This window comes from Desulfurobacterium atlanticum (genome assembly GCF_900188395.1).
Taxonomy (GTDB): domain Bacteria; phylum Aquificota; class Aquificia; order Desulfurobacteriales; family Desulfurobacteriaceae; genus Desulfurobacterium_A; species Desulfurobacterium_A atlanticum.
The window spans coordinates 27,265-41,147 of record NZ_FZOB01000015.1; the positions used below are offsets into that span (position 1 = coordinate 27,265).

Sequence of the window (13,883 nt, forward strand, 5' to 3'; positions counted from 1 at the left end):
AAGAAATGGAAGCTTTAAAAGAGTTTTTTAACGATGTGGAAGTTGCTTTTAAAGAAACATCTAAGGATATAGGGAATAAAGAGCATTTTGAATATGTTTATAATCACATTAAATCTCTTATAAGGTATCCTGTTGATCCGGAAACGAAAAAGAAGATAACAAAAATTCATTCCCTTTTTAAAACCGTTGTGGATAACTTTCCGCGGATATCTGATAAAAATTTTATAATGGCACTTTTGATAACAAAGTTTTTTGTTGAACAATATAAAAAAGAGAAAAAAGAGATTATCTCGCAGGCGTTTGGACAGTTTCTTCTTCTTACAGTTCCGTCAATACTTCTGGCTCACATTGTTCTTTTTATACCGACTGATTTCAAATTAAAGATTCAGGATGTAGTGTTTACCCAGATTCCATCGCTGTTATGGACAAAATTTATAGAATTTAAAAATCTAATTTTCCAGAAGTTTTATTTCCTTTACAGTAATCTTCTTGCTCATCAAATAGATAAACAGTTTTTTATAGAACTTGGAATACTGTTGATAATTTTAGCAGTTGTTTATTTTTTAATTTCTCTGCTGTTAGGATTTCTGCTCCGGGATTTTTATATAAAACTTCTTTTCTTTGGTTACATTTTTTTGATTTTAAAATTTATGGCTTCAAGAAACTTCTCTTTTATAATAATCTCTTACTGTGTTATCGTTTTTGGAATATTGATAGGTTTTGATGTGGTAAATGCTTTAAGGAATGAGAAGATAAAGATACTCGTTGTGGTTTACGAATACATCAAATCTTTTCTGTAAAAAGGGGGAGAAGATGAAGCTTTACATGTGCAGAAAATGTGGAACAGTAATTGAAACAGCTTCCGGACCGTCAGGAAGTTCGTGTCCGCAGGGAGGTAACCATATCTGGAATCTTTTAACGAACGACGGAAGTACCGTTGCAAAGCCTGGATTGATTCCTTTTATGTGTAAAAAGTGTGGAACTCTTGTTTATGCAAAGCAAAGGCCCAATGCAACCCAGTGCCCTTCAGGTGGAGGACATGTATGGAACAGGGTGTAGAAAGGTAATAGAAAAGCTTGCTGATTCAAAAAACAGGGAGGGGGAAATCATTTTTTTCCGGATAAGGGATTTGAAATAAAACTCTTGCTTTACAGTAAAGAACATGATTTACTGCTCGTAAGTGGTGGTAAAGAATTGAAAACTTTTGACAAAAATGGAAATTTAAAGTGGGAGTTTCAATAGTATATAGAATGTTAAATAATTGATGATATTGTTCATTTGCGAAATAGGTATTACATTTATATACTTGACAAAGACGGAAATCTAAAGTGGGAGTTGGAAGTAGAAAATGAAATAAAAGGTTTAATATTTATAGGTATCAATACTGTTTATCTCATTGCCGGTTAAAATATAGTGACTGTATATACCGATACTTTCTTGGAAGAATAAGAATAGGAGGACTTTTAGAATGGAGCTTGTTGATTATCTCAAAAAACTTTCTCTTTTAACTGGAATTTCAGGAAGAGAGAATTCTGTCAGAGAATATATGAAAAAGGAGTTTGAGAAATATTGTGAGTCTGTTGAGATTGATAGGTTTGGAAATCTCATAGGAAGAATCGGAAGTGGAAATAAGAAGCTTATGATAGCGGCTCATATGGATGAGATAGGTTTAATGGTCAAGTATATTGATGATAAGGGATTTTTAAAGTTCGTGAAGATAGGGGGGATAAACGACCAGATGCTTTTAAATCAAAAGGTTATAGTTCATACGGAGAAAGGAGATTACATAGGAGTTCTTGGTTCTAAACCGCCTCATAAGATGAAAGGAGAAGAGAAGAATAAACTGATAAAAGCGGAAAATATGTTCATAGATGTTGGAGCAAAAAGCAGAGAAGACGCAGAAAAAATGGGAATTGAGATAGGTTCGTGGATAACTTTTAAAACAGACTTTGACGTTCTGGCAAATAACAGAATAACATGCAAAGCTTTTGACGATAGGGTGGGATGTGCTATTTTACTTTACCTTGCGAAAGAGCTTTCGGAGAGAAAGCCTGATTGTGAAGTTTATCTTGTTGGGACTGTTCAGGAAGAGGTTGGATTAAAAGGAGCGAGGACTTCCGCTTTTGGAATATATCCGGATATGGCATTTGCTGTTGATGTAACTATCTGCGGCGATCATCCCGGAATTTCAATGGAAGATGCTCCTGTTGAAATGGGAAAAGGACCTGTTTTTGGCATTGTTGATGCTGCAGGAAGAGGATTAATCTCCCATCCTGATGTTGTAAAACTTGTTAAAAAAGCTGCTGAAGAAAGCGGTATCTCTGTTCAGTATGAAGTAGGAGACGGCGGAACAACAGATGCAACAGCTATTCAGCTTACAAAAGAAGGTATTCCAACAGGTGTTATTTCTGTTCCTGCAAGATATATTCATACTCCTGTGGAAGTGATAGAGATATCCGACCTTGAAAATACCGCAAAGCTGTTTTTAAAAGTAATAGAGAAGTTCACTAAAAATTAACCATAAAAACAAATGGTTAACAGGAGAGGGCTTCTCTCCTGCTTTTTGGATTTTTACTTTAGGAAGTCGTTATTTAGGAAAGTTGTTTTAAGTTTCCAATAGTTGTTAACTATAGATTTTAATGATTAATAGCAAAGGAGAAGCAACTTTCCCTTTCAATGTTGAAAAAAAAGCATCTTGGGATCACCTGACTTGTTTATTTGAAAGGAATGATATTGCTAATATTCTGCAAGTCTTATAGATAGGATTATAGCTCTAATAGAGTTTCTTCTATCTCCTAAAATAGTTAACTATAAAATTAAATGGTAAACAATTATTGACTAAAATACTAAAACAGCTTTTTATTTGCCCTTTATTTAAAATTTAACTTTTCATAGTATATTTGTATTCCTGGAATAGAAATAGAGGAAATATATTGTTATCGCAACAGTTAACCATAAAATATTGCGGTTAATTATACTAAAATTATCAGTTTAACTTTCAGGTTATACTAAATTTCAAGATAGGGTGTTCGGTTTGTTCCTTTATAAATGATTGATTTTTTTCTGATCAAAAAAGTGAGATTTAGCCGACTATAGAAAATGAGGCTGTTTGAAAAATGGCTATGAACTTTAAGAGATCCTTCGGGCTTTGCCCTCAGGATGACTTTCTTCGTCATTCTGAGGCTGCTTTGCAGCCGAAGAATCTCAATACCTTTTAGAAACAAATGAGAATTTTCAAACACTCTCACTATAGAAAATTGACATTTGTTATAGTGAGTGGTAAAATCCTGTTAAAGGGAGTAGCCATTGATACACAATACTCTGGAGGGTTGATGCTTCTTTCAAAGGCTGTGGAGCTATTTTTAAACTTTAAATCAAAAGAGCTGTCTGAAAGAACCATTAAGGAGTATAAAAAAGACCTTGCCCTTTTCATAAATCTTATAGGAGATAAAGATGTAGAATTTGTCAAAACTGCTGACATTATGATTTTCAGAAGTAATATGGACTGCAGTCCATCCCTTATAAACAGGAGAATTTCTGCTTTAAACTCTTTTTTCAATTTCCTTGTTGATATGGAGATGATAAAGACAAATCCTGTAAAGAATTCTTTGAGAATAAAAAAGGTAAACCAAAAAGTTCCTGAAGCTCTTACTGATGAAGAAGTTGATAAAATCCTTTCTGCTGCCAGAGAAAGATGTTATAGAGACTATTTAATGGTGAAAACCATTCTCTACTGCGGTTTGAGGATTTCAGAACTTCTTTCTCTTAAAAGAAGCGATATTTTGAAAGTTAAAGGGTATAAAGTTTTAAGAGTGATTGGAAAAGGTGGAAAAGAGAGATTTATCCCTCTTCCGTCAAAGTTTGCAGAAGAGCTTGAAACTTACGCAAACTCTATAGAGAAAGAGATACTCTTTCCTTTAACCTATCAGGGAGCAAAGTATATTTTTAATAAAATCGCCGAAAAAACGGGAATTAAGCTTCATCCTCATAAATTAAGACACACTTTTGCCACTATTCTTGTTGATAAAGGAGTTGATATAAGGGTGATTCAGGCTTTTCTCGGACACGCTTCACCAAATACAACTGCAAGATATGCTAAAGTTAGAGACGATGTTATGTTTAAAGTAGCAGAAACTGTATTTGGTGGTTAACTGTATGTTTTTATGGTTAATAATCGTAAATGTTGCGACACTGCTATTGTATTTTTTAAATTATAAAATTTTAGAGTTAACAAATGGAAAGACTAAATAGAGAAATTCGCTACAACTATCTTTTTGATAGATGGACATTAATCTCTGCCGACAGAGGTAAAAGACCTACAGATTTTAAGAAACTTTACGCCGAAAAATCTTCGGAATCTTTTATCTGTCCTTTTGACGCTGGAAATGAACACCTTACGCCGAGAGAGAAACTGGTATTAAAGAAGGGAAACAGATGGATTGTAAGAGTTGTTGAAAACAAGTTTCCTGCTGTTGAAAACGGTTTACTTTTGGATAATGGAAAGGGATTTTTCAAAAGATTACCTGCTTACGGATATCATGAAGTTGTTATAGAAACTCCAGAACACAGTTTACAGCTACAGGATATGAGTGTTGAGAATATTTTTTACATTCTTAAAGCGTGGAAAAACAGGATAGTTTACATAAAAAAAGATAAAAAAATTAAACATGTCCAGATTTTCAAAAATTATAAAAAAGAAGCAGGTTGCAGTCTTTCCCATTCCCACTCTCAAATAGTTGCAACCTCTTTTATTCCTTCGGTTCAGAAAACGTTGTGTAAACAGTTTGAAAACTATAACGGTTGTTATCTGTGTGATGAGATAGAACAGGAAATTTCTGAAGAAGAGAGAATGTTTTTCAAAACTGAAAATGTTGTTGCTTATCTGTCGTTTGCACCTCAGTTTGAGGGAGAATTTATTGTTGCACCATTAAAGCATATACACTCATTTGAAGAGACTGAAGATACTTTTCTGGTAGAGGTTGCAAGAAGCGTAAAAATCGCTATCAGCGCTCTTGTATCGGTTTTTAACAACCCGCCTTACAACCTTGCTCTTTTTATTCCACCTTTTAACTATGATGGAATATTTCACTGGCACATAAGAGTTTTTCCAAGAATCTCCTTTCATGCAGGTTTTGAAATATCAACGGGCACACTGATCTCCTCCCGATATCCAGAAGAGATTGCTAAACTTTTTCGTTCTCATATTCAACAGCTGCTTTAAGTCTGTCAACAAAATCAGGAATAGCCGCTCTTACCCTTGTCCACGCAGGCAGAAAAGGAATATCTATAGGATCATCAATAAACTCAGCTTCAGCGTTTTTTATAGCATCAACGAATATTTCAACAGCTTCTATTTCAGAATGTCTATCGTAAGGAAGGCCGTTCAAAAGAGCTACTGCGTTATAACGCTCTATAGCTCTTGCAGCTTCTTTAAGATATGTTGTTAATAATGTTCTGAAAAACGCTTCAGATAAAACAAGTCCACTTTCAGAAAGGCATAAAAAAAGTGTTTTAGCAATGTCGTTCGCCATTTTACCAAGGCCTTCTTTGACACTCCTTTTAATTTTCTGATGTTTATGCTCATAGTTTTCTACAATTTCAACCTGACATATTCTCTCTACAGATGTGACACCGTAAACTTTTGAAAGAATTGAAACCTCAAGTCCCCACGTTGAGGATATTTTAAGTCCCCTTGCAAGGGATCGGAGCATGGCAAACTCTCCAGAAAGAGGATATCTAAAACTGTCAAGGTACTCAAGAAACTCATTATACTTCCCGTCCATAAGCTTTAAAGCTTTTATCAAAGGTGTAAAGAAAAGTCTCGTTACCCTGCCGTAAAGTTTATCATGAACACGGGCATAAAACCCTTTTGAAAACTCATAATTCAGAGAAGAAAGAACGATAGGATAAAAAAGTCTTGCAGGAATTTCTCTGGTGTAATTTACAATATCACAGTCGTGTAAAGCCATAGCATAAACATCTTTATCAGAAAGAACATATCCTATACTGAGCCATACCGCTCTACCTTTTCCTCTTATATCTACCGGAAATCCGGCTTCTTCCAGTTCTTTATAAAGTTTCTTAATTTCAGGACTGTCTTGCCAGATAACAACCGATTCCTGCGGAAGTTCTGAAACTATGGATTTAACCTTTTTAAACTGTTCAAAATCTGCTTTATCAAGGGAAAGAACTATTTTATCTATGTAAGTGGCTTTTTTCAGTTCCTCCAGGATTGTGTAAACAGCTTCTCTTTCAAATTCACTGTAAAGTGCAGGAAGGATTAAAGCAAGCTTTCTTCTTGCAATCTCCATCTGTTTCTGTATTTCAGCTTCAATTTCTTCAACAGGTCTCTCTTTGAGTTTGGTTATAGTTGTAATTATCCCGTTTTGAAAGAAATCAGCCACTCTTTCCTCCTTTCTCCCATACTTTTATTAAATACGGTTTTAAATCTTCAAACCGCTTTGCCTGTTTCTCAAAATAGTTTTCAGCAGCAGCATCATCTTTATCTTTCAAATTACACACTATTGTTGCAACTCTTGCGTTATAAAGGGGTATCATCATGTTTAGAAGTTTAAACTTCTGTCTCGGTGTTTTGTGAAATGCCGCGGCAAATCTGTAAACTATTCTTACCCATGAATCAGTTGGAAGATTAAAGCTATCAGATTGTGCAGTTAAAAGAGACTCAACTACCTTAAAATCTTCCGGTTCAAGTATGTTTTTCCACACGCCAGCAAAATTTTTAAAGCCCAACCTGAAGTAATCTATAAGAGCTTCAACATCTATCTCAAATGGCGGAGGTTCTTCGTCAATTTCCTCTCCAAAGGTTGGTACAGGAACAGAACCTTTAACCTTTTTCCAGTATTCTTGATAATCTTCCATAAGCATAAAAATTGTTCCAACAACCTGTCTGAACATATCACTTAAGTCTGCTGCCGGATCTTTCTCATCGTGAATCTTAGCTCCAAGTCTTGTCTGACAGATTTTAAATCCGTTAACTATTGCAAATATTGTCATCCATGAGTCAACTCCAAATTTTGCAACAGGTGTTTCCCACACTTCATCGTCAAGGTATGAGTGAATTAAATTATAGGAAAGTCCGAAATCTCCACCGATAGGCTGACGAATTCTATATCCGTATAAAGCTCTTACAAGGTTATAAGCTATTGTATTTGTTATTGTTCCGTCAAACTTAAATCTTTTATAGTCCGGTGCTACAAAATCGTAACCTTTAAACACAGGAGAAAGAACAGATTTAACCCATTCAGGTTTGATTGACCTTAAATCAGCATCAAATAGAGCGGTTGCTTTAACTTTTAAAAACTTTGAGGCTTCAAAGATAGCCCTTAAAGCTGAACCTTTACCCGGGACACCTCTATATATTGATACAAGTTTCGTTATATTTTTTGAGGGAATTTCAGCTTCCCAGGCAATCTCTCTTGTATCGTCTGTTGAACCACCGTCAGATACAAAAATAATAGAGCGAAAATCGGGATAGTAGAGATGAAGTCCCTTCGCTACCGTTTCAACCACATGCTTAATGGAATCTGAATTGTTATAACTTGGAATGCCAACCATTATATCAGCTTTAACTATTTTTTCTATTTCTCTTCTTACAGGCTCTCTTAAAGCTGTTGAAAATCTTTTGAAAATTTTTATCATCGGACTGCTCCTACAACCATAATAAGTATATCCATAACGTTTGTTCCCGTTTTTCCTGTTTCTATAACCCCGCCTGTCCTTTCAAAAAAAGTTGAAGAGTCGTTATTCTCAATAAATTTATCAATATCAAGGTTTAATTTATGAGCATTTTTAAATGTTTGGCTATCACAAACTGCACCGGCATACGGAGAGTTACCGTCTATTCCGTCAGTTCCGCCTGACAAAATAGCTATTCCCTTTCTATCACCTATAATCTTTAATGCGGAAAGAACAAGTTCCTGGTTTCTTCCTCCCTTTCCCTTCCCTTTGAGAGTGACTGTTGTTTCTCCTCCTGCAAGAATAACAGCTGGAGCGGGAGCGGGCGTTCCATAATCTGCAGATTCCGTAGCGATAGAAGCCATAACTTTTCCCACTTCTTTCGCTTCACCCTGTAAATAAGAGGTTAAAATGCAGGTGTTAAATCCCTTTTTTTTGCAAGGTTTTTTATATGCATCAGGGCTTTTCTGTTGTTTCCAATAATAAAGTGTTTGATGTTGGGATTCTCAGTTTTTGGTGTTTCCTCAATTTTAGCTGAAACTCCTTTCTCTATTACATTTTTTACTTTTTCCGGAACAGAGTTGTAAATCCCATACTTTAAAAGAATATTTTTTGCATCTTTAAAGGTTGTACTGTCTTTATACAGAAGTCCTGAACCTATGGTTTCAAGGTCATCACCGATAACATCTGAAATAACAAGAACGATTCCTTTTGCTTTTGTATAACGGGATAATCTTCCGCCTTTAATCAGTGATAAATGCTTTCTTACAGTGTTTATCTCTTTTATCTCCGCTCCACAGGCAAGAAGAAGTTTTGTGGTGATTTTTATATCTTCAAAGCTGAGCGGTGAAACTGGGACTTCAACCATAGCTGAAGCACCACCTGAAAGAAGAAAAATAAACTGCTGGGAAGGTTTCAGCTGTTTAAACATTTCTATCATTCTTTTTCCAGCTTCTATACTTCTACTATCTGGAACAGGATGGGCGCTCTCAAATATTTCTACATTATCAAGTTTTCCCCCTTCAGATGAAACAATAAAACCGCCTTTCACACAGGATGATATAAAAGGAAAGACAGCTTCAGCCATCTTTTTTGATGCTTTACCACATCCAAATAGATAAACTTCATTTTTGAGTGGAATACCACAGATAGAAAGGGGAAATTGCGATACCGTCTCAGGTATTAAAGTTTCCGGTAAGACTGCCTTTATACCTTCTTTAAAAAGTTCAACTGCTACCTGCTTCAAGTTCATTAAGAATCTCCTTTATACTGTAATCCCATCCCAAAGGTGCGGGATACGGAGAAAGTCTTACATTTTCAACATCAAGTTTCTCATAGATTCCGATCTTTTTAGGAATTAATACAGGAATATCCATGATTTTAAGAAAAGGTTCGTCAACTTTACTGTCCCCAAGACCTATGGTTAAGATAGAACCGTATTTCCTCTTTAATTTATCAATGAGAAACTTAACAGCTTTCCCTTTATCACACTCTTTATCAACTATGTGGTAAAACCTTCCTCCCCTGTAAATCCTGTAGCCGTAGCGTTCTGCTATTTGCTCTGCTTCCTGTAAATCAAACTCTCCCAGCGGTATAAAAGGTTCTGTGTATTTTCTCTTTTTTGCCTTTTTGCTGTTTTCAAGAGAAAGCCCTGTTATTTCAGATATTTCCTTTTCACTCATATCTCCGAATCCTTTTACAGGAAACTTTTCTTTTATTTTTATAAGAACTTCCCTTGCATGTCTGTATCCTTTTCCGAGTTTGAAACATTCATCAGGTGCAATTATTTCGCAGCCTGTTTCAACAATGAAGAATTCTCCTATTTCCTGTCTTTTAAAATCCTCTATTTCATCGGCTGTTTTGGTTGTTACCACTATAAGCGAAACGTTTTTTGACTTTAAAAGTTCTATGGAGGTTTTCGCTTTATCAAAGGAGTATGTTTTATTATCAAGAAGAGTCCCGTCAAGATCTGTGAAAACAGCAATCATAAATTCCCCTTTGCTTTCTGTTTCATTTTTCTTAATTCTATCATAATTCATATTCAGGAAATTTCTAATATGTGTGTTATGGAGATTGCGGTAATTTCTGGATATTTTTGACAGGATACGTAATAAGTATTGTAATAGCTTTTTTATGGTTGCTATCTATTAACGTTTCAATTCCTTAAAAGCACGCTTAAAATTGCATCTTCCCCTAATCATTTCAACTGCTGCTCAACTGTTATCGGCAAGAAAATGAAAACCGAAAAACATTCCGCCGGTTCCTGAAGGATTTACGACAAGTCCGTTAAATAGCTGGTGGAAGTTAGCAGACTCTATGGCAAAAAGGGCTGTTAATTACGGAATTCACGAGGAGATTCTTGAAAAGGCTAAAAACCCCTGCCAGAATAACTTTGCTGATGAGTGTCCAGAGTGGGAGGAAGTAAAAGAGTTGATTGAAAAGTGGGAAGAGGTAGAGAAAGCAGAAAAGCTTTTGTTGGAAAGATTAGAAGACTTGTCTTTTACTTCAAAGGAATCTTTTCTTTCTTCGTTTTCCAAGCTGTGGAAGAAAGGAAGCTTTGAACACCATGTTGAAGAAAGATTAGAGAAAGGGCATCTTCCTTCTAAAGAGCCTGCATTAGCTTATGCTGTTAAAATTTGTCAAATACTTTCTGAGCATGAAGTAAGGCTGATTGGATTCAAGAAAGGGAAACTCCACAGAGTCCATTACGTGATAGCAAAGGATTGGCTTGTTGCTATTGATTCTAAGGGTTTCTTCAGAACTGCTTTTCCATTGGTAATTCCCTTGCAAAAATGGCTGGAAGTGCGTAAACTTAAAATGGAAGAAATTAAAAGGATGAAGGCAAATGAGGAAGTTAAAAGAGCTTTTGAAGGAATACTCCGTAGGATTAAAGTATTTCAGACCAGATGAAGAGGATGACGCAGCTTTCCTCTATGCAGTAAGAAAGAGATTAGAAGAAAAGAAGAGTGAACTCACTCCTGATGAACTTCAACAACTTATAGAGGCCGATAACTTTGCTCGTGAGCTACTGAGAAAACACGAGGGAAGTAGCAAAGAGGGTATCTTTTATTTGGAGCTTCTCGTTAAGAACTTTGCTTTTGAATCTACCCAAACTACAGCTTAATCCTGCCAATCTCTGCTTTTCTCTCCTTTTTCCCTTGAATCTTAAACTAACCCCCGTTTTTCGCCTCAAAATTTCCTCTGATTAAACCAATCCTGCCACTTTTGTTTTCATTTCGTTCTATTCTCAACCAAAAGCCTTTGGAGGCTGCATTGAGGATAGAACTTGCCAGAGCTGGAAACTGGAACGGTCAGATTCTAAAAAAAGAACATCTAAAACAAGTTGCCAAGAATTTTAAAGATGAAGTTCCTATTGTCTTAGGACATCTTAAAGCCGACCATATGCCTGCTTTTGGCTGGATTAAAAGTGTTGAACTTTCTGATATTCTCAAAGAGGCATACGACCTGGGCTTTATAAAAAGTGGTCAATAGAATTAAGACCAAACGATAAGGGAGAGTGGTATCTTCACCACCTTGCGTTCTTAGGCGCAGTTCCGCCGAGAATTAAGGGCTTAAAAGTTCTTGAGATGTCCGACATTAAAAATTTAAAAACTTTTGAATTTTCGGAAAGTTCAAAGTGGAAATCCTTTGCTAAAACAGGTTACCTGATAGCTCCTCCTGATACAAGCTGGAATCCAGAAGAGGCTAAAAAGAGAATAGTTGAGAAATACGGTTGGGAGAAACTTAAAACCTGTGTTGGAGCTGTTGATGTTTCAAAAGAAGAAACCTATCAAAGCTTTTCTGAATAAATGTTTTAATTCCTTAGAGGTACGCTTAAAACTTCGCAATTCCTTACACAGTTTTTCAGAAAACGGGCTAAGTCTCCTTTTAGGGGCATTGTTGCGATGAGGGAGTTGAAAATTTCTTACGGTGAATTTCTAAACATTCCTTTAAAGAGGCTTCAGTTTCTTCTTGAGAAGCTGAGAGATTACCAGCAGAAGATTTATTCTCGTACCAATCAGCTATGAGGTATATAACGCCGATAACAGGAGAAAGAGCAATGCTTAAAATGGCTACAAAAAGAGCTATTACTACAGCTATCACGCATCCAGCCAGAAAATATCCAAAAACAGTTTCAAGTCCCATAGCTCCTCCATCATTGTTTCAATTCCTTAGAGGTACGCTTAAAACATGGTACTGATAATCTTACGGAATTGTCAAAATCGAGTTTCAATTCCTTAGAGGTACGCTTAAAACCTTTCATTGGTAGCGAGGAAAACGACAACGTGAGCAGTTTCAATTCCTTAGAGGTACGCTTAAAACTCGCTGGTGCTGTTGCCGTCATAAAAACTGCAACAGAGGATGTTTCAATTCCTTAGAGGTACGCTTAAAACCATCGTCAAAAAAGAATACACCATCACTATTGTTATAGTTTCAATTCCTTAGAGGTACGCTTAAAACCTCAGAGAGCTAAACTTATATGAGGAATTCCTTATATGTTTCAATTCCTTAGAGGTACGCTTAAAACTTAATAGAAGGTAAACTGCAGCAGGATAAGTGGGAAGAGTTTCAATTCCTTAGAGGTACGCTTAAAACCTTGCTGAATATGAAATAAGAGCACAAAGACAAAAGTGTTTCAATTCCTTAGAGGTACGCTTAAAACTCCCCGAATAACACCATTCACCACTCCCCAATAATATTCGTTTCAATTCCTTAGAGGTACGCTTAAAACCTCTTTTCCATCTTTTCCATCTTTTACCTCCTTTGTTTGTTTCAATTCCTTAGAGGTACGCTTAAAACCTTTTCTTCACACCAAGCCATCTCTGAGCCTCATCTAGTTTCAATTCCTTAGAGGTACGCTTAAAACTTTTGCAATGAAAAAGTAGTTTGTTCAACAAAAGGAGTTTCAATTCCTTAGAGGTACGCTTAAAACAAGAAGTTGTTTTTACTTTTGATTACCATCGTCACTGTTTCAATTCCTTAGAGGTACGCTTAAAACTTGCGGAAAATGAAACTTTGTCAATATATATCCAGCGTTTCAATTCCTTAGAGGTACGCTTAAAACATATAATAATATATGGAAAAGTTATTATAGTTATAATTGTTTCAATTCCTTAGAGGTACGCTTAAAACTCATTTTGATATATCCTGTCTTGCTGAATATGAAAGTTTCAATTCCTTAGAGGTACGCTTAAAACTATTTGCATTACTATGTCCCAAGTCCTTGAAACAAGTTTCAATTCCTTAGAGGTACGCTTAAAACTTGACGGATGTCTTGACTGTTTACTTGAATATATAGTTTCAATTCCTTAGAGGTACGCTTAAAACTATTGATTATCTTGATGATTACCTTCACAGAGATGAGTTTCAATTCCTTAGAGGTACGCTTAAAACAAGGAAGGATAGAAAAATAGTTTTTGACTATATGGAGTTTCAATTCCTTAGAGGTACGCTTAAAACTATTGATTATCTTGATGATTACCTTCACAGAGATGAGTTTCAATTCCTTAGAGGTACGCTTAAAACAAGGAAGGATAGAAAAATAGTTTTTGACTATATGGAGTTTCAATTCCTTAGAGGTACGCTTAAAACTATTGATTATCTTGATGATTACCTTCACAGAGATGAGTTTCAATTCCTTAGAGGTACGCTTAAAACAAGGAAGGATAGAAAAATAGTTTTTGACTATATGGAGTTTCAATTCCTTAGAGGTACGCTTAAAACTATTGATTATCTTGATGATTACCTTCACAGAGATGAGTTTCAATTCCTTAGAGGTACGCTTAAAACTTTTGGGCACCATTTGTTTACAGATTTGAAGGGCAAGTTTCAATTCCTTAGAGGTACGCTTAAAACATAGAAATTTTTATGCACTTTTTCACCTTCAGGGTCAAGTTTCAATTCCTTAGAGGTACGCTTAAAACATGAATATGAAAATATTATTATATGCAAAAATTGTTAGTTTCAATTCCTTAGAGGTACGCTTAAAACCCCTTCCCCTTCATGCAGGAAGGGAGGTTTTCATTATGTTTCAATTCCTTAGAGGTACGCTTAAAACTATTATCGTTGAAGCAGTTTTTTGCTGCCTCAACGATAGTTTCAATTCCTTAGAGGTACGCTTAAAACTATACAAACATATTACCAACAACAAAAAATCCAAATAGTTTCAATTCCTTAGAGGTACGCTT

15 protein-coding genes and 1 CRISPR repeat array are annotated in these 13,883 nt (G+C 35.6%); of the genes, 9 read left to right on the forward strand and 6 right to left on the reverse strand.

Annotated elements, in window-relative coordinates; genetic code table 11:
• Positions 1-5 precede the first annotated feature (5 nt).
• The 5 genes from CHB58_RS08325 to CHB58_RS08345 all read left to right on the forward strand — a co-directional run bounded on the left by CHB58_RS08325 (position 6) and on the right by CHB58_RS08345 (position 5,221).
• Entirely contained in the window at positions 6-800 is a 795-nt protein-coding gene (locus CHB58_RS08325) for a hypothetical protein (RefSeq protein ID WP_143341020.1), read from the forward strand.
• Between the two features lie 13 nt (positions 801-813).
• Entirely contained in the window at positions 814-1,059 is a 246-nt protein-coding gene (locus CHB58_RS08330; RefSeq protein WP_089323650.1) for a hypothetical protein, read from the forward strand.
• 409 nt (positions 1,060-1,468) lie between these two features.
• Positions 1,469-2,518, forward strand: a complete 1,050-nt coding sequence (locus CHB58_RS08335) for a M42 family metallopeptidase (protein WP_089323651.1) — start codon at positions 1,469-1,471, stop codon at positions 2,516-2,518.
• Between the two features lie 814 nt (positions 2,519-3,332).
• Positions 3,333-4,151 carry a tyrosine-type recombinase/integrase gene (locus tag CHB58_RS08340; protein WP_219350110.1) on the forward strand — a complete coding sequence of 273 codons (819 nt, stop codon included), beginning with the start codon at positions 3,333-3,335 and terminating at the stop codon, positions 4,149-4,151.
• An 83-nt stretch (positions 4,152-4,234) separates the two neighbouring features.
• Positions 4,235-5,221: a galactose-1-phosphate uridylyltransferase gene (locus CHB58_RS08345; protein WP_089323653.1), complete on the forward strand. Its 987-nt coding sequence runs from the start codon at positions 4,235-4,237 to the stop codon at positions 5,219-5,221.
• On the opposite strand, the gene CHB58_RS08350 is transcribed toward CHB58_RS08345, so the two are convergent.
• From CHB58_RS08350 to CHB58_RS08370, 5 genes are read right to left on the reverse strand one after another with little or no spacing between them, the layout of a single operon-like run.
• Positions 5,184-6,404: a glycosyltransferase family protein gene (locus CHB58_RS08350; RefSeq protein ID WP_089323654.1), complete on the reverse strand. Its 1,221-nt coding sequence runs from the start codon at positions 6,402-6,404 to the stop codon at positions 5,184-5,186. The two genes, CHB58_RS08345 and CHB58_RS08350, sit on opposite strands and share 38 nt — an antisense overlap.
• Complete coding sequence (locus tag CHB58_RS08355; RefSeq protein ID WP_089323655.1) at positions 6,397-7,659, reverse strand: glycosyltransferase; 1,263 nt, start codon at positions 7,657-7,659, stop codon at positions 6,397-6,399. The genes CHB58_RS08350 and CHB58_RS08355 overlap by 8 nt, the downstream gene beginning before the upstream one ends.
• Positions 7,656-8,072, reverse strand: coding sequence for an MOFRL family protein (locus CHB58_RS08360; protein ID WP_143341021.1), 417 nt, complete (start codon positions 8,070-8,072; stop codon positions 7,656-7,658). Before CHB58_RS08360 ends, CHB58_RS08355 begins: the two co-directional genes overlap by 4 nt.
• Positions 8,073-8,101: 29 nt before the next feature.
• Positions 8,102-8,947, reverse strand: a complete 846-nt coding sequence (locus CHB58_RS08365) for a glycerate kinase type-2 family protein (RefSeq protein ID WP_089323657.1) — start codon at positions 8,945-8,947, stop codon at positions 8,102-8,104.
• Positions 8,922-9,683 carry an HAD-IIB family hydrolase gene (locus tag CHB58_RS08370; RefSeq protein ID WP_219350111.1) on the reverse strand — a complete coding sequence of 254 codons (762 nt, stop codon included), beginning with the start codon at positions 9,681-9,683 and terminating at the stop codon, positions 8,922-8,924. The genes CHB58_RS08365 and CHB58_RS08370 overlap by 26 nt, the downstream gene beginning before the upstream one ends.
• Positions 9,684-10,011: 328 nt before the next feature.
• Here CHB58_RS08370 and CHB58_RS08375 point away from each other — a divergent pair, with 328 nt between their 5' ends.
• The 4 genes from CHB58_RS08375 (at position 10,012) to CHB58_RS08390 (ending at position 11,504) form a co-directional block, all read left to right on the forward strand.
• Positions 10,012-10,605 (forward strand): hypothetical protein, encoded by a 594-nt coding sequence (locus tag CHB58_RS08375; protein ID WP_089323659.1) that lies wholly within the window; start codon positions 10,012-10,014, stop codon positions 10,603-10,605.
• Positions 10,541-10,819, forward strand: coding sequence for a hypothetical protein (locus CHB58_RS08380; RefSeq protein WP_089323660.1), 279 nt, complete (start codon positions 10,541-10,543; stop codon positions 10,817-10,819). Before CHB58_RS08375 ends, CHB58_RS08380 begins: the two co-directional genes overlap by 65 nt.
• A 149-nt stretch (positions 10,820-10,968) precedes the next feature.
• On the forward strand, positions 10,969-11,187 hold the full coding sequence (locus tag CHB58_RS08385) for a hypothetical protein (protein ID WP_089323661.1): 219 nt from the start codon (positions 10,969-10,971) through the stop codon (positions 11,185-11,187).
• A gap of 95 nt (positions 11,188-11,282) precedes the next feature.
• On the forward strand, positions 11,283-11,504 hold the full coding sequence (locus CHB58_RS08390) for a hypothetical protein (protein WP_089323662.1): 222 nt from the start codon (positions 11,283-11,285) through the stop codon (positions 11,502-11,504).
• A gap of 79 nt (positions 11,505-11,583) precedes the next feature.
• On the opposite strand, the gene CHB58_RS08395 is transcribed toward CHB58_RS08390, so the two are convergent.
• Positions 11,584-11,841, reverse strand: coding sequence for a hypothetical protein (locus CHB58_RS08395; RefSeq protein WP_089323663.1), 258 nt, complete (start codon positions 11,839-11,841; stop codon positions 11,584-11,586).
• Between the two features lie 15 nt (positions 11,842-11,856).
• Positions 11,857-13,821: direct repeats of the CRISPR family, unit length 30 nt; unit sequence GTTTCAATTCCTTAGAGGTACGCTTAAAAC.
• Positions 13,822-13,883: the final 62 nt, after the last annotated feature.